This window comes from Rubricoccus marinus (assembly GCF_002257665.1).
In the GTDB taxonomy this organism is placed as follows: Bacteria; Bacteroidota; Rhodothermia; order Rhodothermales; family Rubricoccaceae; genus Rubricoccus; species Rubricoccus marinus.
In genome coordinates, this window is the sequence record NZ_MQWB01000001.1 from 1,216,355 (window position 1) to 1,236,986 (window position 20,632).

Annotated in this window: 17 protein-coding genes; 12 read left to right on the plus strand and 5 right to left on the minus strand. The window is 70.8% G+C overall.

The window, feature by feature from the left end:
* The 5 genes from BSZ36_RS04970 to BSZ36_RS04990 all read left to right on the plus strand — a co-directional run.
* A partial coding sequence (locus BSZ36_RS04970; protein WP_094546594.1) for a tyrosine-type recombinase/integrase occupies positions 1-687 on the plus strand: 687 nt, incomplete at its 5' end.
* A 102-nt stretch (positions 688-789) separates the two neighbouring features.
* Positions 790-5,586 (plus strand): DUF3320 domain-containing protein, encoded by a 4,797-nt coding sequence (locus BSZ36_RS04975; RefSeq protein ID WP_094546596.1) that lies wholly within the window; start codon positions 790-792, stop codon positions 5,584-5,586.
* Entirely contained in the window at positions 5,583-9,014 is a 3,432-nt protein-coding gene (locus BSZ36_RS04980) for a class I SAM-dependent DNA methyltransferase (RefSeq protein WP_094546598.1), read from the plus strand. The genes BSZ36_RS04975 and BSZ36_RS04980 overlap by 4 nt, the downstream gene beginning before the upstream one ends.
* A 9-nt stretch (positions 9,015-9,023) precedes the next feature.
* On the plus strand, positions 9,024-10,214 hold the full coding sequence (locus tag BSZ36_RS04985; RefSeq protein WP_094546600.1) for a DUF3800 domain-containing protein: 1,191 nt from the start codon (positions 9,024-9,026) through the stop codon (positions 10,212-10,214).
* Positions 10,215-10,236: 22 nt separating this feature from the next.
* Positions 10,237-10,593 carry a hypothetical protein gene (locus BSZ36_RS04990; protein WP_143536764.1) on the plus strand — a complete coding sequence of 119 codons (357 nt, stop codon included), beginning with the start codon at positions 10,237-10,239 and terminating at the stop codon, positions 10,591-10,593.
* A 49-nt stretch (positions 10,594-10,642) separates the two neighbouring features.
* Here BSZ36_RS04990 and BSZ36_RS04995 read toward each other — a convergent pair whose 3' ends face one another.
* From BSZ36_RS04995 to BSZ36_RS05010, 4 genes are all read right to left on the minus strand, one after another.
* The gene (locus BSZ36_RS04995) at positions 10,643-11,773 is read right to left on the minus strand and encodes a DinB/UmuC family translesion DNA polymerase (protein WP_281253166.1); all 1,131 of its coding nucleotides are present in this window, start codon (positions 11,771-11,773) and stop codon (positions 10,643-10,645) included.
* 18 nt (positions 11,774-11,791) lie between these two features.
* Positions 11,792-12,802 carry an IS110 family RNA-guided transposase gene (locus tag BSZ36_RS05000; protein WP_094551175.1) on the minus strand — a complete coding sequence of 337 codons (1,011 nt, stop codon included), beginning with the start codon at positions 12,800-12,802 and terminating at the stop codon, positions 11,792-11,794.
* 237 nt (positions 12,803-13,039) lie between these two features.
* On the minus strand, positions 13,040-13,336 hold the full coding sequence (locus BSZ36_RS05005; protein WP_281253134.1) for a Y-family DNA polymerase: 297 nt from the start codon (positions 13,334-13,336) through the stop codon (positions 13,040-13,042).
* Positions 13,333-13,860 carry a LexA family protein gene (locus BSZ36_RS05010; RefSeq protein ID WP_094546607.1) on the minus strand — a complete coding sequence of 176 codons (528 nt, stop codon included), beginning with the start codon at positions 13,858-13,860 and terminating at the stop codon, positions 13,333-13,335. Before BSZ36_RS05010 ends, BSZ36_RS05005 begins: the two co-directional genes overlap by 4 nt.
* Before the next feature lie 209 nt (positions 13,861-14,069).
* On the opposite strand from BSZ36_RS05010, the gene BSZ36_RS05015 reads away from it, so the two are divergent.
* From BSZ36_RS05015 to BSZ36_RS05035, 5 genes are all read left to right on the plus strand, one after another.
* Positions 14,070-14,648 (plus strand): hypothetical protein, encoded by a 579-nt coding sequence (locus BSZ36_RS05015; protein WP_094546609.1) that lies wholly within the window; start codon positions 14,070-14,072, stop codon positions 14,646-14,648.
* Positions 14,649-15,343: 695 nt separating this feature from the next.
* Entirely contained in the window at positions 15,344-15,592 is a 249-nt protein-coding gene (locus BSZ36_RS05020) for a hypothetical protein (protein WP_094546611.1), read from the plus strand.
* A 115-nt stretch (positions 15,593-15,707) separates the two neighbouring features.
* Positions 15,708-16,022 (plus strand): hypothetical protein, encoded by a 315-nt coding sequence (locus BSZ36_RS05025; RefSeq protein ID WP_094546614.1) that lies wholly within the window; start codon positions 15,708-15,710, stop codon positions 16,020-16,022.
* Positions 16,023-16,241: 219 nt separating this feature from the next.
* Positions 16,242-17,267 (plus strand): DUF6166 domain-containing protein, encoded by a 1,026-nt coding sequence (locus tag BSZ36_RS05030; RefSeq protein ID WP_094546616.1) that lies wholly within the window; start codon positions 16,242-16,244, stop codon positions 17,265-17,267.
* 83 nt (positions 17,268-17,350) lie between these two features.
* Complete coding sequence (locus BSZ36_RS05035; RefSeq protein ID WP_094546619.1) at positions 17,351-18,289, plus strand: ArdC-like ssDNA-binding domain-containing protein; 939 nt, start codon at positions 17,351-17,353, stop codon at positions 18,287-18,289.
* On the opposite strand, the gene BSZ36_RS19250 is transcribed toward BSZ36_RS05035, so the two are convergent.
* Positions 18,286-18,447, minus strand: a complete 162-nt coding sequence (locus BSZ36_RS19250; RefSeq protein WP_179271029.1) for a hypothetical protein — start codon at positions 18,445-18,447, stop codon at positions 18,286-18,288. The two genes, BSZ36_RS05035 and BSZ36_RS19250, sit on opposite strands and share 4 nt — an antisense overlap.
* 720 nt (positions 18,448-19,167) lie before the next feature.
* Here BSZ36_RS19250 and BSZ36_RS05045 point away from each other — a divergent pair.
* Together BSZ36_RS05045 and BSZ36_RS05050 are read left to right on the plus strand one after the other, a co-directional pair.
* Complete coding sequence (locus tag BSZ36_RS05045) at positions 19,168-19,935, plus strand: rolling circle replication-associated protein (RefSeq protein WP_094546624.1); 768 nt, start codon at positions 19,168-19,170, stop codon at positions 19,933-19,935.
* Positions 19,932-20,588: a hypothetical protein gene (locus tag BSZ36_RS05050; protein ID WP_094546626.1), complete on the plus strand. Its 657-nt coding sequence runs from the start codon at positions 19,932-19,934 to the stop codon at positions 20,586-20,588. The genes BSZ36_RS05045 and BSZ36_RS05050 overlap by 4 nt, the downstream gene beginning before the upstream one ends.
* The last annotated feature ends 44 nt before the right edge of the window (positions 20,589-20,632 follow it).

The following is a 20,632-nucleotide window of genomic DNA, read 5'->3' on the forward strand; positions in this document are numbered from 1 at the left end:
GCGAACTACGTGCGCCACCTGCGAGCCATGTTCCGTTATTGGATGGAGCAAGGAGTTACTGCAGTCGACGCGTCTGAGGGTGTCCGCTTGGAGCGGGTGCCGAGGGCCTTCCCCAAGGCGCTCCGGCCGCACGAGGTCGAGGCCGTAGCGGCGCACGCGGAGGCGCACTGCATCGACGGCGGGATGCGGTCGTCGGCTTGGGCCGCGCCGTTCATCCGGCTCGGCGCCGAGACCGCGCTCCGGCGCAACGAGCTGATCCACCTCCGGTGGGAGCACGTCGATCTCGACGCCGGGGTCCTCACGGTGGCGTGCACGGACGCGTTCACGTCGAAGTCCGGCGCGGAGAGGAGGGTGCCGCTTTCGGATCGGGCCTCCTCGGTCTTACGCGGCCTGCGGGATCGCCGCGACGGCGGACCGCTCGTGCTCACGGCCGGCCAGGGCGCAGCGGTGCACGCGGGGACGTGCTCGAAGGCGGTGAAGCGGTTCGCGGTAGCCGCGGGGGTCCCGAACCTCACGCCCCACGTCCTCCGCCACTCCTGCATCACGTGGCTCCTCGAACGCGGCGTCCCCGTGCCGATCGTTCAGCGGTTTGCGGGCCACGCCGACATCGCGACGACGATGAGGTACTGCTCCGTAGCTGACGACGTCTATGGTGCACGCCTCCGCGCTGCCCTCGATGCCCAATGAGTCGACACCGTCGCGGACAGGGGACAGCGATTGGGTGAGGCGTCTGCCCAGGTGACGGTTAGATTCGGCGTCGTCAACACCGACCTTTAGATATACAGGTTTATGAGCCGTGCCGATACGATACGCCGGGAGCTAGACGCGGCTCGGCGCGAGCTTCTGGACTTCGGACTTCGAAATCCCCTCCTCAACCACCGCACCACGAAGGCCAGGGGACTAGACGTGCACGACGAGATACCGGCCCAGGTGCACCGGACCCTCGTCTTGGAGGGGAGGGCGATGTCTTTCCTGCCCGCGCCCGACGTGTCCAGTTCTGAGTCGGAATCGCTGGGCCTCTTCAGGGGGACGGCCGAGATGGAAGATGGGGAGTACGCTGGCGACCTCTCGGAGCTCATCGGCCGCTTAGCCGCCGACAACGACGAAGGTGGCACCGCTGCGCGCCACACCGACACCAAGCTGCAGACCCCTTACTCGCCCGCGAAGCTCCAGAGCAGGCTCCTGGCGTCTTTCTACACGGCCCGGACGATCATGGAGGAGCAGGGGGTCAGCGTGCTCTACTTGGCGCTCGGGATGCTGGAGTGGTATGAGTCCGAGTCGGCGAGTAAGACGCGCTGTGCCCCGTTGCTGCTCGTACCGGTCGAACTCACGAGGACGGATGTGCGGGCCCGGTTCCGGGTGAAGCACAGCGGCGAGGACGTCGGAGGTAACCTCACCCTGCAAGCGAAGCTCAAGGGAGACTTCGGCATCACGATTCCGCTGCCCGATCCCGAGGAGGATCTAGACGTCGACTCCTACTTTGCACAGGTGGCCGATGCTGTATCGGGGATGCCGCGGTGGCGGGTCCAGGCGGACGCGGTCCACCTCGGGTTCTTCCAGTTCGGGAAGCTCCTTATGTACAACGACCTCGATACCGGGGTGTGGCCCGCCGACGCGGATCCCGCCGAACACGAGGTGGTGGGCGCCCTCCTGAGCGACGGGTTCTCAGCTCCGACCGGGCGTTTCGCCGACGACGAGCGTCTGGACACGCACGTCCACCCGGACGACGTGCACCAAGTCGTCGACGCCGACAGCTCCCAGACGCTCGCTCTCCTCGACGTACAGCAGGGGAATCATCTGGTCATCCAGGGCCCTCCGGGTACGGGGAAGAGCCAGACGATCACGAACGTGATCGCCGAGGCGGTTGGTCAAGGGAAGACCGTGCTGTTCGTAGCCGAGAAGATGGCCGCGCTCGACGTTGTCAAACGCCGGCTCGACGGCGTCGAACTCGGAGGTGCCTGCCTTGAGCTGCACAGCCACAAGACGAACAAGAAGGACCTCCTCGCTGACCTTCAGGGTACGCTGAGGCTTGGCGAGCCCCGCGCCGACGTGTTGGGGACCGACTTCGCCGTTCTCGTCGACGCTCGCGACCAGTTGAACGCGTATGCCGACGCCGTCAACGGCGCGGTAGGCGAGACCGGCGTCTCCCCGTTCGTCGCGTACGGGTGCCTGCTCGAACTCGCCGAGAGGTGGGAGCGGTTCAGCCCTCCGCCCACGACCGACCCCTCCATGCTGGCGTGGAGCCGAGCGGACTTCGAACGCCGGCTCGCGCGTATGGAGGCGATGCAGGCGCTCCTCGCTACGATGGGCCGCCCGATGGACCACCCGTTCTGGGGGAGCGCCAGCGCTGCTGTCTTGCCGTCAGATCATGCGCGGATCGTCGACGCGGCGCGCGTAGCGGGGGAGGCAACGGATGCGCTGAGCGTCGTCGCGAAGCGGCTCGCAGGAACGTTGGGCTTGGTCGCCGGCACCCCGGACGATGTCGGGGTCCTTGTCCGGGCCGCGCGCCGCGCCCTCTCGGCTCCCGACCTCCGTGGAGTGCGCGTCGACGCGGCGGAGTGGCACGCCCGCCGCGCCGATGTCCGGTCGTTGATCGGCGTCGGGGCCGCGTACGCAGACGTCCGGTCCGAGTACGAGTCTGATCTCATCCCGGAGGCGTGGGGAGCCGACCTGCTGGAGACCCGACAGCACTTGGCAGCACACGGCGAGAAGTGGTACCGCGTCTTCGTCGGAGACTGGCGTAGGGCAAAGGCCACGCTCGCCGGCCTCGCGATGGGACCGCTCCCGAAAGCGGCGAACGAGCGGCTCGCCATGGTCGACGCGGTGCTCAAGTCCCAGCGGCTGAGAAAGGAGGTCGACGCGTACGGGTCTCTCGGTGCCGGGTTGTTCGGCCTCCAATGGCAGGGGGCTGAGTCCGATTGGGCGGTCCTGGGAAGGGTGGCGGAGTGGATGGGCGCGCTGCATGGGGACGTGGAGTCGGGGCGGGTCCCGCGTGGCCTCATCGCGTTCCTCTCGGGAGGCCCCGACCTCGCCGGACTCGAACCTCTCGTCGACGAGGCCGAGGCCGCGCTGTCGCGTTTCGCGAAGGCGTTCGGAGCGGCCGCGGGCATGATAAAGTTCGTCCCGGAGAGACGCTTTGGCGAGGGCGCGACGATCAATGGGCAACCGTTCGACGCGTTGGAAGACCTCGCCGACGGCTGGGCCGACAACGTCGAGCGGTTCCAAGACCTCGTGACGTTCGGCCACCTCGCGAACGAGTTCCTCGACGACGACCTGGCGTTGTTCGTGGGAGTCGCCTCCGAGTGGCCGGACGCGGGGACCCACTTGGTTCCCGCCTTTGAGCAGGTCTGGTTCAGCACGATCCTCGACGAGGCGTACGCGACGCGGCCCGCGCTCGCCGGGTTCAACGGCGCGCTGCATACGGAGGCCGCGCGGCGCTTCATCGACAGGGATCAGGTCTCTCTGCTCCACAACCGCGCACGCCTCGCGTTGGGCCATTGGGAGAACCTGCCGCGCCACGGGCACGCGGGTGGAGCAGCCGGGCAGCTCGGTGTGCTCCAGCGGGAGTTCTCGAAGAAGCGGCGCCACATGCCGATTCGCAAGCTCATGACCGAGGCGGGCCGCGCGATCCAGGCCATCAAGCCGGTGTTCATGATGAGCCCGATGTCGATCGCGGCCTACATCCCCCCGGGGACCGTCGAGTTCGACCTCGTCGTGTTCGACGAAGCCAGCCAAGTGAAGCCCGTGGACGCGTTCGGTGCGCTCCTACGGGGGAAGCAGGCCGTGGTGGTCGGCGACAGCAAGCAACTCCCGCCGACGAGCTTCTTCGACACCGTCGTCGGCGACGGCGACGCCGACGACGCCTCGGACACAGCGGACGTCGAGAGCGTGCTGGAACTGTTCAAGTCGAAGCAGGCGCCGGAGCGGATGCTCCGCTGGCATTACCGGAGCCGCCACGAGTCGCTCATCGCCGTCTCCAACAAGGAGTTCTACGAGAACCGCCTGGTCACCTTCCCGAGCCCCGACGCCTCGGGCGCTGAGCTCGGGTTGTCTTATCACTACCTCCCGAACGCGCGCTACGACAAAGGCGGGCGCCGGACGAACAGGGACGAGGCCCGCGCTGTGGCTCGCGCCGTCGCCGCCCACGCCGCTTCGACGCCGGAGCTGTCGCTCATGGTGGCGACGTTCAGCCAAGCGCAGCAGAAGGAGATACGCGACCAAGTCGAGATCCTGAGCGCCCAGGACCCCGCGCTGAACGCTTTCGTGAACGACTCCGAGCGCTTGGAGCGGTTCGACGTCAAGAACTTGGAGAACGTCCAGGGCGACGAGCGGGACACCGTCTTCATCAGCGTCGGGTACGGCCGGGATCAGAACGGCGCCATCGCGATGAACTTCGGCCCGCTCAACCGCGAGGGAGGGGAGAGGAGGCTCAACGTGCTCATCTCCCGCGCGCGCCGCCGGTGCGAGGTGTTCACCAACCTCCGGGCCGACGACATCGACCTGAACCGGACCGAGTCGCGGGGTGTGGCGGCGTTCAAGCGGTACCTCCAGTTCGCAGCGACGGGCCAGCTCGAGATGGCCGAGCCGACGGGCCGGGCCATGGACTCACCGTTCGAGGAGGCGGTCGCACGGGCGCTTCGTGGCCTCGGGTACCGGATCGAGCCGCAGGTCGGCGTCGGGTCGTTCCGGATCGACCTGGCGGTCGTCGACCCCGACGCGCCGGGCCGGTACGTGATCGGCATCGAGTGCGACGGGGCCACGTACCACAGCGCGCTGACCGCGCGCGACCGGGACCGCATCCGGCAGTCCGTCCTAGAAGGTCTGGGCTGGAGGATCCACCGGATTTGGAGCACCGACTGGTTCCGCTCGCCCGAGGACGAACTGCGGCGGGCGGTCGCGGCCATCGAACGGGCGAAGGCCGGCTCAGCCTTGCCAGATCCCACACCGAAAGCGCCGACGCTCCAGCTCACGAGGGCAGACGAGGTCCCCGAGCCGGAGGCGCCGTCGCCGACCCAGCCGTACGTCAAGGGCAGGGCGAACCGCCACGCCGGGCCGCTACACGAGGTGCCCGCGTACGTCCTCGCTAAAGACGTGGCGGACGTGGTGGCCGTCGAGAGCCCCGTCCACCAAGACGAGGTCGCCCGGCGGATCATGGAAGCTAGCGGCGTTGGCCGGATGGGGAGCCGGATCCGCAAGGCGGTCGAGCAGGCCGCGAGGCGGGCCGCCGCGGATGGTCGCGTCGAGAGGGTCGGGGAGTTCCTCTGCATGCCCGGCCAGCAACCGGCAGATGTCCCCGTCCGGGATCGGAGTGCGCTCCCGACCGCGTCGCGGAGCTTCGACGTGATCGCCCCCGCCGAGGTGCGCGCGGCCGTGTCCCAGATCATCACCACCTCGTTCGGCATCGCCGCCGAGGACTTGGCTCCCGAGGTGTGCCGGCTGTTCGGGTTCGGTCAGACGAGCGCCCAGATGCGGGCGGCTGTCGACGACGTCCTCACCGACATGCAGGCGGCCGGTACGGTCTCCGAGCGGCAGGGGACGCTCACGCTCAACTCCCTCGATTCTACTGACTACCAAGCACTCCTTTGAACCCGACCGACTTCATCGCGAAGTGGCGCGCCTCTGGCGCCTCCGAGCGGAGCAACTACGCGCTGTTCTTCTCTGAGCTCGCCGACGTCCTCGGCGTGCCGCGTCCCGACCCCGCCACCGACACCCCCGAGGCCGACGGGTACGTCATCGACCGCGTGGTGACCACCGAGTCCGGAGCCACCAACTACATCGACCTCTATCGCCGGGCGTGCTTCGTGGCCGAGGCCAAGCAGGGCTCCGACGCCCCCGAGGCGACCGAGGCGGAGAAGCTGGGGATGGACGCGCCTAAGCGGCGCCGCGGGACCGCCCGGCGCGGCACGCGCGGCTGGGAGACCGCGATGCAGAAGGCGAAGGGCCAGGCCCGCCGCTACGCCCGCGCACTCCCCGAGGCGGACGGGTGGCCGCCGTTCCTCATGGTGGTGGACGTGGGGTACTGCTTCGACCTCTACGCCGACTTCTCGGGGCAGGGCAAGGCCTACGTCTCGTTCCCCAACCAGCAGTCGTACCGGATCATGCTGGAGGATCTCGAGGACGAGGAGGTGAGGGAGACGCTCCGCCGAGTCTGGATGGAGCCCCTGGCGCTCGACCCGCAGCGCCGGTCGGTCGCCGCGACGCGCGACCTCGCGAAGAAGCTGGCGAAGCTGGCGAAGTCGCTGGAGGACGCGGGCAACGAGTCCGACGCCGTGGCCGACTTCCTCCTCCGGTCGCTGTTCACCATGTTCGCCGAGGACGTCAAGCTCCTGCCCGAGGCCTCGTTCTCTGACCTGCTGCGCCGATACCGCGACCGGCCCGAGACGGCCTCGAAGGCGATCCGGTCGCTGTGGCAGACGATGAAGACCGGCGGCTTCGACGGGGGCATCGGCGACGAGGTCCGGCACTTCAACGGCCCGCTCTTCGACGACCCGTCGGCGCCGGAGCTCACGTCGCCCCAGCTCGACCTGCTCATCGAGGCGGCGGACGCGGTATGGACGGACGTCGAGCCCTCCATCTTCGGGACGCTCATCGAGCAGGCCTTGAACCCCATCGAGCGGCACCGCCTCGGCGCCCACTACACGCCGCGCGCGTACGTCGAGCGGCTGGTCGTGCCGACGGTCGTCGAGCCGCTCCGGGAGGAGTGGGAAGCCGCGCAGGCGGCGGCGCAGCTCGAAGAGGACGCCGGGAACGAAGCGGCCGCGCGCGACGAACTGGTGGCCTTCCACCGGCGCCTGTGCTCGGTCCGCGTCCTCGACCCCGCCTGCGGCACGGCCAACTTCCTCTACGTCACGCTGGAGCACCTCAAGCGGCTTGAGGGCGAGGTGCTGGACGCCATCGCGCAGTACCCCGGCCAGCAAACGCTCGACATGACCGGGGGCTTGACCGTGAGCCCGGGGCAACTCCTGGGGATTGAGTTCAACGCGCGGGCCGCCTCCATCGCCCGTGTCGTGCTCTATATCGGGTACCTCCAGTGGCACTACCGGACGTTCGGGAACGCCGACCGGCTCGACGCCCCGATCCTCCGCGACTACCGGACCATCGAGCACCGCGACGCCGTCCTCGACGCGGCCGACCGCGAGCCGGCCTACGACGAGCAGGGCAACCGCGCGACGCGGTGGGACGGCCGGACGATGAAGCCGAACCCGGCCGACCCGACCGAACTGGTCCCGGACCCGTCGGCGCGCGTGCCGGCGTACCGCTACGTCGATCCCAAGCCGGCCGCGTGGCCCGAGGCCGAGTTCCTCGTCGGCAACCCGCCGTTCGTGGGCAGCCAGAAGATGCGGGGGACTCTCGGCGACGGCTACACCGAAGCGCTGCGGTCCGCTTACAAAGACGAGGTGCCGGGCTCTGCCGACCTCGTGATGTACTGGTGGCACAAGGCGGCGGAGGCCGTCCGAGAGGGCTCGTCTGAACGGTTCGGGCTCATCACGACGAACTCGGCCCACCAGAAGCACAACCGGGCCGTGATCGCGAACCATCTCGGCGCCAAGCCCCCGCTCTCGCTCGCGTTCGCGGTCCGGGACCACCCGTGGACGTACGACCCCGAGGGCGCCGCCGTGCGGATCGCGATGACGGTCGGCGTGGCCGGGGAGGTCGACGGGCGGCTGGCGACGGTCGTGCGCGAGGAGAGGACCGACGAGTTGGGCCAGAGCGTCGAGCTGGCCGAGAGGGTGGGGGCGGTGTGGTCCGACCTCGCCATCGGGGCCGACGTGGCCGGAGCGGCGCCGCTGGAGGCCAACCGGGACCTCTCCTTTATGGGCGTCAAGCTCGTACAGCCTCGCGGCAACGTGCCGGGGTTCACGGTGACGCAGGGGAAGGCCCGCGACCTCGGGTTGGGCGCCGTCGAGGGCGCTGAGGCGGTCCTCCCCCGATACCGCAGCGGGAACGACGTGACGAAGACGAACCGCGACCTCCGCGTGATCGACTTCTTCGGGATGACGGCGGAGGCCGCCCGCGAGCGGTTCCCCGACGCGTATCAACACGTGTTGACCTACGTGAAGCCGTTTCGGGACCAGAACGGCCGGCCGAGCCGGCGAGAGAACTGGTGGCTTCACGGCGAGAGCCTACCAGCGTTTCGTCAAGCGGTCGCTGGCATCAGCCGCTACATCGCCACGGTCGAGACGAGCAAGCACCGCCTGTTCACGTTCCTCGATGCCGACATCCTCCCGGACGGCGGGCTGATCCTCGTCTGCCTCGACGACGCGTACGCTCTCGGCGTGCTGTCGAGCCGCTACCACGTTGTGTGGGCGCTCCGCGCAGGCGGGCGTCTTGAGGACCGGCCTCGATACAACCCAACGCGCACGTTCCAGCCGTTTCCGTTCCCAGCAGCGGACAAAGCGCAAACGCAGCGCATCCGCGAGGCCGGCGAGGCTGTCTACCGCCAGCGCGAGGCGCGCCGCGAGGCCCACCCGTCGCTCACGCTCACCGACGTGTACAACGTCCTCGAAGCCCTGAGTGATGAGCGCGAGTTGACCAAGAAGGAGCGGGCGGTCTACGAGGCCGGCGCCGTCGGCGTACTCCGCGAACTGCACGCCGAGCTCGACGCGGCCGTCGCCGAGGCGTACGGGTGGCCCAACGACTTGGAAGACGCCGAGGTCATCGAGCGGCTCGTCGCGCTCAACGCCGAGCGGGCCGAAGAGGAGGCGCTGGGCCGGGTCCGGTACCTCCGCCCGTCACACCAGAACCCCGACGCCGGAGACCAGGCGGGCCTCGACATCGAGGTCGCGTCGAAGCCGAAGAAGGCCAGCGCCAAGAAGGAGCCGTGGCCCCGATCCACACGCGAGCGGATCGCCGCCGTCCGCCGAGCGGTCGAGCGCTTGGACCGCCCGGCGGCCCCCAAGGAGGTCGCGAAGTCGTTCTCCCGTGCCAGAGCCGACGACGTCGCCGACGTGCTGGACGCGCTCGACGCGCTCGGGCACCTCCACCGCGACGAAGAGGGCCGGTACGCCGCATAAGAGCCACGCATGTCTGAACCCATCCACTGCTTCCTCGACGAGTCCGGCGACCCGCACTTCCCAGCAGGCGAATCCGGCCGCAGCACGTACTACGTGCTGGCGGCCGTCATCGTGGCCGACGGCAAGCTCGACGTTGTGCGCGAGCAGGCCGACGCCATCCGCCGAGAGCACTACGGCGACGGTGAGATGAAGGCGGGGAAGCGGTCCCGCCGGCGCGATGCGGAGCGGCGGAGGGCCGTGATCGAAGCCCTGGTGGGACTCGACGTCTCCTTCGCGGCCATCTCCGTGGACAAGAGCGCGCTGCTCGACGACGGGCCTCTCGCCAAGTGGAAACGGTCCTTCCTGAAGTACACCGCTCGGCAGCTCTTGCGCAGGCTTTACGGCAGCCACGACAACGTCCGCGTGGTCGCCGACGAGTACGGACGGGCCAACTACCAGGCCGAGTTCGACCGCTACGTCCGGGCCAGGCTGGGCCTGTTCGCAGGCGGGTCTGATTTCGCGTTCGGCGACAGCGCGACCGAGCCGCTGATCCAAGTCGCCGACTTCGTAGCGGGGACGGTGCTCCGCGCCCAACGGGACCGGACGGATGAGGACCGGGCCTTGCTGGGCCTCTTGCGTCCCCGGCTGCACACGTACATGGCGTGGCCTACGGTCTTCCCGCCTGTCGAGCCCCCGCGTCGTGCGGGCGAGCAGGCAGCCCGGGACCAGGCCGTGCGCGACCTCGCGTTGAACGCCGCCGCCCGGTACCTCGACGCCAACCGGGACAGCGCCGACCCCGTCACCGTCGCCCGGGTCGTCAGCCTAGACCGGCTGTTCTTCGCCGCCCAGTTCGACGAGGCTTCCTCGTTCGTCCACGCCGACGAGTTGACCCGCCAGATCGCGGAGCTCGGGCTCCAAGGCGTCAACCTCTCGCCGCGCTGGCTTGGCGCCAACGTGATCGGCCCGCTCCGAGACGAAGGCGTCGTGATCAGCGGCTCGTCTCAAGGCTACGCCATCCCGTACCGGGCCGACGACCTCGATGCCCACGCCCGGGACGTGAAGCTGAAGGCCATCCCGATGCTCCGGCGGCTCGCGAGGTACCGACAAGACCTGTCGATCCGGTCGGCCGGCACCGTGGACCTCCTCGACGCCAACGATCTCGCCGAGCTGAAACGGCTCGTTGAGGCGCTCGACGAGCTGCCCGACACAAACTCGCCTTAGCCGATCACACCGCCCCCCGTCGATGTCCAGACCTCCGAGTCCCCCTGAGCATCTATACGACGACGATCCCGAGGCCGTGCCGCCCTCTGGCGGGCCGCCGCCGTGGTGGGTTGAGCTACCAAGCCCGACGCTCGAGTTCGAACGCGTCAAGAACCGGCAACGGGCCGAGCTGTGGCGGGACGGCCGCGGAGACGGCGCCCCGGTATACCTGAGGGCCGACGTGGCGCGCGCCCTCGCGGAGTTGGCCTACGACAGCGAAAGGCCGGTCGAACTGATCCTGTTGGACGACCTCGTCGATCGTCTGCTCGCCGGAGCCCTGGGCCTCGACCGAGGGCTCCCGACAGGTACGGACCCGGCCGGCGACGGGGCCGGTCTTTGAGTTGAGGCAACCCGGAGGGTCGCGAGACCTCTCTGACGGTACCGATGGCTCATGCGCGAACGACCACGATCTCGTCCCACCTCGACGTGTACCGCGGGCTCATCCTCTGGCGCCGCATCTCCCACGACGGCGCGCCCGACGCCTCACGCGCCCGTCTGAGCGCCTCTGGCGCGCCCTGAGAAGCCACGACGATGGCGCGCTTCCCGAACCTCGCGTTCGCCGCGTCGAGCGCCTCCATGAGCGCCCGCTGCCTCTGGCGGTCCGCGCCCGTCCGGGCCTCGTGGATCGGGAACAGCCCCCGCTGCACCGTCCCCGCCGGCCGGATCTCCGAGAGCATGACGCCCGCCTTCCGGTACCGGTACGGCGCGCCGCTGGCGTCGCGCGCGACGTGCGCTCGCTCCAAGCAACGCCGCGCCGCGGCGACGAGCGCCCGCGTGTCCGCGCTCGCCTCCGCGAGTTCCATGTCCGCCCCGCACGAGCGGTGCGGCCCGGCGCCGTAACGCTTCGTCGAGACGAACGCCGAGACCCGGCCGGCGACGAGGCCCTCGCGCCTCAGCTTCTCGGCCGCGCGCGCTGCGTGCGTCGCCACGGCCTGCGAGAGCGCGCCGAGGTCCGAGACCGGCGTACCGAACGAGCGGCTCTTGACGAGCGTCTGGCGGGCTACAGGCGCCTCGTCGAGCGGGATGCAGGACACCCCGCGGAGCTCCATCGCCGTCCGCAGCAGGACGACGCTGAACCGCTGGCGCACGAGGCCGTCCGGCAGCGCCGCGAGCCCCGCCGCCGTCGGCGCGCCGAGCCCCTCCAGCTTCGCGGCCCAGCGCCGCCCCACGCCCCACACGTCCCCGACCGGCATCGAGTCGAGCCACGCGTCCCGTCCCGGGTGGCCCCACAAGCACACGCACGGCTCACCGCCCGCCTTCAGCTTCACCTTCGCCCATTCCGACGCCGCCTTGGCGAGCGTCTTCGTCTCGGCGAACGAGACGCGGACGGGGATGCCGGTCCAGCGCAGCACGCGCGCTCGGATCTCCCGCGCCCGCCGCTCCATCTCGGCGCAGACGGCCCCGGGCGAGCCCTCGGGCGTCGGCACGCTCAGGAACGCCTCGTCAATGCTGTACACCTCTACGTCGGGCGTGAAGCTCTCCAGGCACTCCATCACGCGGCGGCTCATGTCGCCGTACAGATGCTGTGTTGATAGAAGTCAAGGGGCCGGGTGCAATGAGGCGTCAAAGGGCCGCTCGCTCACCAGCACGCCGTAGCAAATCTGGACCAGCTTCCGCATCGACGCGCCCACGACGGACATCTTCGACTTGCCCTTCGCCTGCATCCGCTCGGCGAGCGCCCGCACGGCGTCGTTGTGACGCATCGCCGAGATCGCCGGGAAGTACATCGCTCGCCTCAACCGCGCGTTGCCCACCTTCGAGAGCCGCGGGTGACGCCGGACCGACGTGCCCGACTGGTAGTGGCGAGGAACGAGCCCCGCGTAGGCGGCCACGCTCCGCGCGCTCTTGAAGGCCGAGGCGTCGCCGAGCTCCGCGATCACGATCGCGGCCGTCTGCGCAGCCACGCCGGGGATGGTCACCAGCAGGTCCCGCTGCCGCGCGAGCTCGGGGTGCTCAGCCAGGTGCGCTTCGATCGCCGCTTCGATGGCTTTGATCTGCTCCTTGTACGTCACCAGGACCGCGTCCATCGCGTCGCGCGGGCGTCCCTCAGGCATCCGGCGCCGACGTGCCCGCGTCCGGTCTCGGTCGCGCTTGATGGCATCGAGCCCGCGCGTGAGCTGGCGGAGCACTCGCGCTTCGTCCGAAGGTGGCGTCCAGAGTGCAGGGCGCTCGCGCTCGCAGAACCGAGCCAGCAGCGCCGCGTCGCCGCGGTCGGTCTTGCTCCGACGCAACTGGACATCCGCGTAAGCCGCCGTTCGACGTGGATTGACGACCGAGACGGCGAGGCCGGCCTCATGAAGCGCGACCGCGGCGGCGTCCTCGTAGCCTCCCGAGGCCTCCAGGCAGGCGTGGACGCCGCTCAGCGTGTCGGTGAAGCGACCCAGCCAACGCAGGAGCGCAGCGTGGCCGGCGTCGTCGTTGCGCGCCGTCTTGGCGTGCGTGCGCCCGTCGGGCGTGAGGAGGGCCAAGTCGAGCTGCTCCTTGCCGACATCGATGCCGAGGAAGCAGGTGGTCTCGGAGGCCCCGGTCTCCGGTAGGTGCGGTGTCATCGTGGTGTCCATGCTAGTGAATGCAGGCTCCAGGGACACCGACGCTCGCGTGGAGCGAGGCCCGGCGCGCCGTGGCCGTGAGATGCTGTCCGGGTGAGACGACGACGGTAGCGGGCGGGGGCTGATCTGTACGCCGGGCTCCGGTAGTTGCCTACGTGGCCGCTCGTGTAATGCAGGTGACCCCGCCCGCCGCCCCGGATGCCTCCGGGGTGCTCTGATGCCTCTCGGCGAGACATACTAGGTGTAGTTGGATGAGAACACCCGGACGCCCGCGTCCGCCAGCTCGGCCTTGTGCTTGAAGAACGGCGCGCCCATCGGGACGCCGAGGTCCTTGACCTCCTGCGAGCGCGCGATGATGCACCCGTCGTTGTTCGAGAGCACGGCCACGGGCACGCCGCCCAGCGACGGGTCGAAGACGCGCTCGCACGAGCAGTAGAACGCCGAGCAGTCCACGAGCGCGATGAGACGGCGTGGTCTCGCGCCAGAGGCCCGCACCATGGTGGGCGCGGCGCGGGTCTCGGTGACATCGGTCATGCCGCCGTCGCTCGCTCCAGCTTCGCGTACGCGCCCCGCACCCGGAGGTCGTGGATCGAGAACGTCACCACGCCCCAGACCACGAGCTCCTGCTCCTCGCCCACCTCGATGGGCGCGTACCCCTTGTGCTCGGCCATAAGGCGGACGCCGCGCTTGTCCTTGATGAGCCGCTTCAGCACCATCTCCCCGTCCAGGCACGCCACGACGACGCAGCCCGTGTGCGGCTCGACGGCGCGGTTGACGAGGACGACGTCGCCGTCGTAGATCCCCGCCTCGGTCATGCTCACGCCCTCGACGCGCATGAAGTAGCAGTGCGGCGCCGTCACGCCGAGCAGCTCGTGGAGGTCGAGCGAGCCCTCGACGTAGTCGTCGGCGGGGGAGGGGAAGCCGGCGGAGACGCTGCAGCTCGCGACGGGGATCGCCGCCAGAGGCAGCACCTCGGCGGCGGAGACGGAAGAGACGACGCGGAGACGGTGGTTGGGGAGGCCGCGGTCCGGTGGGCGGTACGCCTGAGGGGCTTCCATGACGGGGTGGTGAAGGGGCCGGTACGATCCGGCGCGGGCTGTGTCACCCGCCGTGTCAGTGGGCCTCAGATCGCGACCGCGGGGCCCCTGGCTTCGGATCCAGCACGTCACCGTAGGCTGAGGAGGCGCGAGCGCGGAGGCGGACGTACAAATCGGCCACGGGAAAGCGAGCGGTTTAAGGTTCTGGCTCAGCAGACGATTAGCCGTGTATGAACGGAACGCCGACCTCCCCTGACCCGCGCCGCACCGTTGCCGAGGCGTACGCCGACGGCACGTTCCAGCGGCCCGTCCACGTGCACTACCACCGCGAGCCTCCCCCTCCGAGGAGGAGCGGCGGCGGCCTCCTCTCGCTCGTGACGTTCGGCGTCGTCGTGGGGAGCGCGCTCTTCTTCGGCGGCCCCAAGGCGCTCGCGGCGTTCCAGGAGGCGCGGGGCTTGGGCCCCCAGCCCGCCTTCGCCGTCGCGAGCCAGACGTGCGAGCACGAGACCCCAGGCGCGATAGACGACCTCAGCGTCGGCGGGCTGCTCAAGTCCGCCGTCGGGGCGATCGCGGCCGACCGGACGGTCCTCTCCGAGGTCCGGATCCGGAACAGCGGCGTCGAGGGGTGGGGCGTCGTCGAGGTCGAGATGGAGCAGAGCAAGGCGCCGTACACCGTGACGCGGCGGGAGCGGCTCTACCTCCAGGCCGGGGAGGAGCGGACGCTGAGCTACTCGTTCCCGGAGTACGTCGCCGGGGCGGAGGTGCGGTGCCGGGTGAGCGCCCGGTCGCCGGAGGTTGCGGGGCGGTGACGCCGCGGCTTCTGACGGCTCCCGCGCCCGTCGTTGCCCCGTGGCTCGGGTAGCGGCGTCGCGTCTTACTCCTCAGACGCACGGGAGACCAGCGCGAGAAGGCCAGTGGGAGAGACGGAGGGGTAGTACGGCTCGCGCGTAGGCCGCGAGACCCGTTCGCGGGGACCGCGAGCGCCGCGACCGGCCGCAAGCCCACGCTGCGCCCACTCTGCGCCCACGCGAAGGCGCGCTTGAAACCGGACGCTTTGCCGCCGCGGTCGCGAGGACACCGCCCCGAGCGCGGCGATGACCAGCCACCGGCGGCGGTGCTGCGCCACGCGCGCTGCTGACGCCGGCTTCGCCGAACGGCCTCTGCGGAGCCGGGAGCGCGAATGGTTCGCATTCTGAGCCCGGGCGGATGCACCATTCGCCCTAGCACGTGGGCGGCTCCCCCGGCCATCCATTCGCGTTTGGGGGCCTGCTCCGGCGAGGCGGGGATGCCCGCAGCGAATCATTCGCGCCACTGCGCCGGACCCGTTGTGGAGTCGTGACATCCGGAGGCCCACCCTGTACTCCCTGCGCCTGACGCCCTGCCCGTTTCGAGGTAGGGGGGTAGCCAGGAGTACGGCCGGACGACCCGGCGCGGCCACGCGAGCGCGCGGCCTCTTCCACACGCGGGCACGCGCCCGCACCGCGACAGCCGAGGGGCTGACGCCATGCACACACCCCACCCCCAGGCAGAGCCGCGTCTCCGCGAGACCGTGCCGACGGCCATCCTCCGCCTCCGGCGCTCCAGCCGCGAGGTGATCCCGCCGGAGGCCTGCCGCCTCGGCCCCGACTGCGTCGTCTGCCGCTGGCGCCGTGAGGGCCTCCTCGACGGCGCGGAGACCCCGGGCGGACCGGAGAACCTCCCCGCCAGGAGCCGGCGGCGCTCGGCCTCTGGCGGGCCCGCCGAAGGCCTGTAAACGAACACAGCAGGCGCGGAGGCGCGCCCGCCGCACACCCCACACGCGACGACCGACGGCACCCGGCCTCGGAGACGCGCGCGTGGACACCCCGACGGCCACAGGCCGCACGACCATGACACCCACTCAAGACCCCTCCCATTTCTGCCCCGGCTGCAGCGCCCGCTTCTGCCAGTGCTCCACCGCGGACGGCTACGACGACCACCTCGACGCGTCCTACGCCGACGGCTACGACGCCTGCGTCGTGGACGGCTTCGAGAACCGGCCCACGCGCTTCCCGCCCGCCCTCTGGCGGGGCGTCGACGTCGCGGCGTGGCTGGGGGGCTTCGACGACGCCGGCGCCGGGCTGCCGTGCGCCGTCCGCTCCCCGGAACGCTACACGGCGGTCCTCCAGGCGCTCGGCGCCGGAGGCGACACGCCCTCTCGCTAGCCCGCAGCTGCCGCCCCGCGCTGCGGCATCCAGCACGGCCCGAACCCGGGCCGGGGACGCCGGCCTCGCGCCACGTCCCGCACCACACGACGCCCGCCCTGGAAGCCCCGGGGCGGGCGTCGCCATGCCCGGCCGCGAGAGTCGCGGGCCGGATGCCTCTGGCGCTGCGGACACAGCGCCAGAGGCCAACACAACGACGGGGATCAGGCCCCCACCATCATGAGCAAGAACACCAAGATCGACGGCCAGCACGCCATCGTCAACACCGCCAGCGTGTCGTCTACGACGGACCCCCGCGTCCCCCAGCCCGACCTCCACGCGCGCCGGATGGCCCGCGAGGCCGAGGCGTGGCTCGCCTTCGCCCGCGAGCGCGGCCGCATGGCCGAGCACACCCTCGTCCGCAAGGCGCTGGGTGCGACGGCGTTCAGCGTCCGCCACGACGCGCGCAGCCTCGCCGTGCCGTCGAAGCTCGTCGGCACGGCGCAGCACCAGCGCCGCCTCTGGCGCCTCGTCTCCGACGGCGTCGAACCGTGGGCGGAGCTGGACCTCGACGCTCACGGACCGCTCGTGGCGTCGCTCGGCGGCGAGCCGCTCGGCGAGGTCCAGGCCAAGCACGCCGCCTGGGCGCGCCCGCTCGTCACGTTCGGGCTCCGCGTGCTCGTCGCGCGCGTGACCGGGCACGAGACCGAGGGGTACCGCCTGGGCTGCAACGTCGTGCTCGCGGGCGTCGGCGAGGCGCTCGCCCGGCTGCGCGACGCGCTCGGCACAGGCGGCGACGGAGCCGCTTCGGGCGTGACGGCCTCGGGCGTGACGGCCTCGGGCGTGACGGCCTCGGGCGACGGGCACCCGGGCGCCGTCGCCCTCCACGCCCCGCTTCGCCTCGTGGTGCCCAGGCCCGGCACGTCGCACCCAGGCTCGCCGGCTCCTACCCCGGCGGCTTCTGACCCGGCGACTCCCGACCCGCTCGACACCGTGCTCGTCCGCGCCGTCGACGGCAGCGTGCGCGCGACGTGCCACCACGTCCGCCGCCACGCCGACGCGCTCGACTGGGGCCGCCTGGGCGCGGGCCCGGCCGACCTCGCGCTCTCCGTGCTCACGCGCGTCTGTGGCGCCCGCGTCGCCGAGGCGCACTACGGCGCCTTCGCAGACGCCGTCGTCGCCGCCATCCCGCGCGCGGGCGGCGTCGTCCGAGCCGCCGACGTGCGGGCGTGGGTCGCCGCGCGCGACGTGCCGCCCGCGGCCTGACGCGGCCCAAACCTCCCTTCCCACACCCGAGGCCGGCGCTTCCCCAACAGGAGGCGCCGGCCTCTCGCATTCCAACCCCCGACATGAACGACACCATCATCCCCACGACCGCCGCCGGCCAGCTCGGCTTCTCCTTCACCGCCGCAGGCGACCGCACGGCCGGGCAGCGCCGCGCCGACGAGGCGAGCGCGCGGCTCGCAGCGGGCTTCGACGCCGTCCGCGAGGACCCCCAGCGCCTCAAAGGCTACCTCGCCTTCTGCGCCCGCTTCACGGACTACAGCGCGCGGAATAAGCTGCTGCTTTATCTCCAGAACCCCCAGGCCCGGCACTGCATGGGCTTCCGGTCGTGGAAGGCGCACGGGCGCCAGGTCAAGCGCGGCGAGCGGGGCCTGACGGTCCTCGCCCCGCTCTTGCGCCGGCCGTCCGCGGCCGAGGTCGCCTCGGGCGCCGACCCGGACCGCCGGGTGCCGTACGGCTTCCGCGCCGTCGTGGTCTTCGACTACGCGCAGACGCGGGCGGTGGCGGACGACGCGCTCGTCTACGTGCCGCCGGCCGAGCGCCTGGACGCGGCCGGACCCGCCGGGCTCGTGCCCCGCATTGAGGCCGCGGTCCGCGCCGTCGGCTACGAGGTGGTCACGACGGACACGGGGTACGCCGACGGGCGGTGCCGCTTCGGCGCGAAGACCGTCGAGGTCCGGGCGGGGCTGTCGCCTGCGGACCGGGCCGCTGTGCTGGCCCACGAGCTCGCGCACGCCGTCGCCCACGCTCCCGGTGCCCTCGACACGGACGAGGCCTCTGGCGGCCAGAGGAGGCCGTCCAGGGCCTCGTGCGAACTCCAGGCCGAGGGCGCGGCCTACGTCGCGCTGGCCGCGCTGGGGCTCGACACGGCGCGGTGCTCGCTGCCGTACCTGAAGGGCTGGGCCGGCGGCTGCGACGACGCGCTGAGCGCCGAGCTCTCGGCCATCGACCGGATCGTAACCCACCTCCTCGAGCTCATGTGCATCGGCCCTGTATCGCTTTAGGAGCGCGGCGTGTCCTCGGTCGCCGGTACCGCCACCTCCACGGTCGCCGCGATGGTATGCAGCGGTGTGCGGGGCTGCCCGGCGGTCGATAGGTCATCGGGCATGTACTCACCCGGATCGCCCTCGGGGGCTTGGCCGTCCGGAGGCGGCTTGTCCACACGAGGTAGAACGACCTCGAGCAGCGGCGCCGTCGGGATGCACGGCGCAACGGCCGTGCGGTAGACGCACCAGCACGTATGCCCGCCACGGCGGTAGAGGCCATTGCGCTGCCTTCCCACTCTCTGACCGCGCGCCTCCGTCGTGGCGCTGGACCGGCCGCGCTCCACCATGGACGCTGGTCCCGACAGCGGCAGGGACGGTCGAGCGGACAGAGCTCTGTACCCACGCAGGCACGGAGGAGTCCAACCGCATCATAGCTTCGTCTATTGAACATGGGTTTGCACATGCTGCCATCCCCCCTGCGGGGGATGCCGCAGTACACAACCTTTGAGTAGGCTCTGAGTCCCGCCACGAAGTGACATCCCGTCACAGAACGGCCCCGGACGATTGCCGTCGTCCGAGGCCGGAGAGGTGGGTCTTTTCCTAACCAAGACACTTCCTCCATGCAGCAATGTATGCCCGGGGCAGGCCCAACGGCCGTGCCCCCAGCCACACCCTTGCCCGGTCGTCCGCTCGAACGGGCTACCTCCTCTACTACGTACAAGGCCGGAGCCCAGGCGTGCCCGTCAAGCGGGCTGCTCCTGCTCGACCCCAATACCGGGGAGTTCGCCGTCCTCCCGTGCAAACGCCGCCGGTGCCCCGTCTGCGGCCCACGAGGCAAGCGGTCTCACGTCGCCCACTTCACCGAGGCGATAAAGGCCTTTCCTAGCCTCATCGCGGTGACGCTCACGCTCGATCCGAAGGCGGTCGAGGACACGGCGTTCCGCCCGTTCAAGGAGGCCTTGGTGAGGTCTGTGTGGGTGCCGTTCGCCAAGAACCTAGCCCAGCGTTGCCGCCGCGCCGGCGAGCGTCTGCAATACGTCGTCGCGGTCGAGCGCGGGGAGGAGAAGCACCCCCACATCCACGGCGTCATCTCTTGCCCGCTGCCCAACCCGGAGGACGCCATCGTACGAGGCTGGTACCGTTCCGGTGGCGGGGCGGCCCACCAAGCCGAACCGGTTTACGGAGGCGCCACAGGCCTGGCGGCGTGGCTCTCGTACTCGCTGAAGGAGCACTTCTACCCCGGCGACCCCTGTCACCACCTCATGACCTCGCACGGGCTCGGATACAACTCCCGAGCCGCCGTAGCCGAGCGCCGCAAGCACGCCCCGGTGTTCAGCGGCCGCGAGATCATCACGGACCTTGACGGCAACGAGGTGAAGCCCACGAAGCCTGCGGCCGACCGGTGCGCGCGTGCGGCCCCGCCCATCCCCGCCCGGCTCTCCCTTGAGCGCCGGACCAAGTCGCACACGAACTGGAAGGAGGGACAGCACTACGCCGTCCGCACCTCGTTCGACACGCGCGGCCGACCCTGCCGCGATGTCGTGCACCGCCTGTCGTTGTCATCGACGAGGGGTACGGCCGTGAGCAAGGGAGTCTCCGCCCGCGAAGGCCGCGAGCAAGCGGCCGCGCTCAACGCAGCCACCCCGGACGGGGCGGCAACATGATCGGGCCCGACAAGAAGCCCTCACGTCGCCGCACCCCGACGGGGCCGCGGCGCGAGGCCCAGCCGAAGACGTATTCCGAAAAGGACCGCGCGCGCTTCTGGGCGAAGGTGGCGGAACCCGACGAGAACGGCTGCCGGGTCTGGAACGGCGCGCTGAGCAAGGCGGGGCGTGGACGCCTCTCGATAGACGGGGTAACCCGTTACGCGTACGTGTACGCCCTGGAATTGGCAGACCGTCCTGTGGCGAAAGGCGAGCCCGTGCGGCACCTGTGTGGGAACCCCTCGTGCTGCGAGGAGACCCACCTCACGACGGAGGGCGGCCAGTCCGCCAACTGCCGGGACACCGTGCGCCACGGCCGCCACAACACAGCCGTCCTCACCGAGGCCGACGCCTTCGCGATCCGGATCGCCCTCGCCGGGCCCTCTCCCCCAACCCGGGGCTCGCTCGCCGAGCGCTACGGCGTTTCCGGGTCGGCGATCAGCGCAGTCGCGACGGGGAAGACCTTCAAGGATGCCGGCGGCCCGATCAAGACGAGCCGGAAGCGGAAGTCTCGGGGCGAAACCTATCGCTCTCCCGAACCGGATCACGAGCCCGCCCGAACCGCACCCGGGCGGACGCAGCGCTCAACCGGCGCCCGGCCGGCCCCGTCGTGACAGACCCGGCGGCTCCCCCGCTGTGGTACCATGGCGCTCGTCCT

Excerpts from the sequence above, each read along its gene's own strand:
- BSZ36_RS04975 (WP_094546596.1), top strand. The coding sequence starts at position 790 with ATGAGCCGTGCCGATACGATACGCCGGGAGCTAGACGCGGCTCGGCGC.
- BSZ36_RS04985 (WP_094546600.1), top strand. The coding sequence starts at position 9,024 with ATGTCTGAACCCATCCACTGCTTCCTCGACGAGTCCGGCGACCCGCAC.
- BSZ36_RS04990 (WP_143536764.1), top strand. The coding sequence starts at position 10,237 with ATGTCCAGACCTCCGAGTCCCCCTGAGCATCTATACGACGACGATCCC.
- BSZ36_RS05000 (WP_094551175.1), bottom strand. The coding sequence starts at position 12,802 with ATGACACCGCACCTACCGGAGACCGGGGCCTCCGAGACCACCTGCTTC.
- BSZ36_RS05005 (WP_281253134.1), bottom strand. The coding sequence starts at position 13,336 with ATGACCGATGTCACCGAGACCCGCGCCGCGCCCACCATGGTGCGGGCC.
- BSZ36_RS05010 (WP_094546607.1), bottom strand. The coding sequence starts at position 13,860 with ATGGAAGCCCCTCAGGCGTACCGCCCACCGGACCGCGGCCTCCCCAAC.
- BSZ36_RS05015 (WP_094546609.1), top strand. The coding sequence starts at position 14,070 with ATGAACGGAACGCCGACCTCCCCTGACCCGCGCCGCACCGTTGCCGAG.
- BSZ36_RS05020 (WP_094546611.1), top strand. The coding sequence starts at position 15,344 with ATGCACACACCCCACCCCCAGGCAGAGCCGCGTCTCCGCGAGACCGTG.
- BSZ36_RS05025 (WP_094546614.1), top strand. The coding sequence starts at position 15,708 with ATGACACCCACTCAAGACCCCTCCCATTTCTGCCCCGGCTGCAGCGCC.
- BSZ36_RS05030 (WP_094546616.1), top strand. The coding sequence starts at position 16,242 with ATGAGCAAGAACACCAAGATCGACGGCCAGCACGCCATCGTCAACACC.
- BSZ36_RS05035 (WP_094546619.1), top strand. The coding sequence starts at position 17,351 with ATGAACGACACCATCATCCCCACGACCGCCGCCGGCCAGCTCGGCTTC.
- BSZ36_RS05050 (WP_094546626.1), top strand. The coding sequence starts at position 19,932 with ATGATCGGGCCCGACAAGAAGCCCTCACGTCGCCGCACCCCGACGGGG.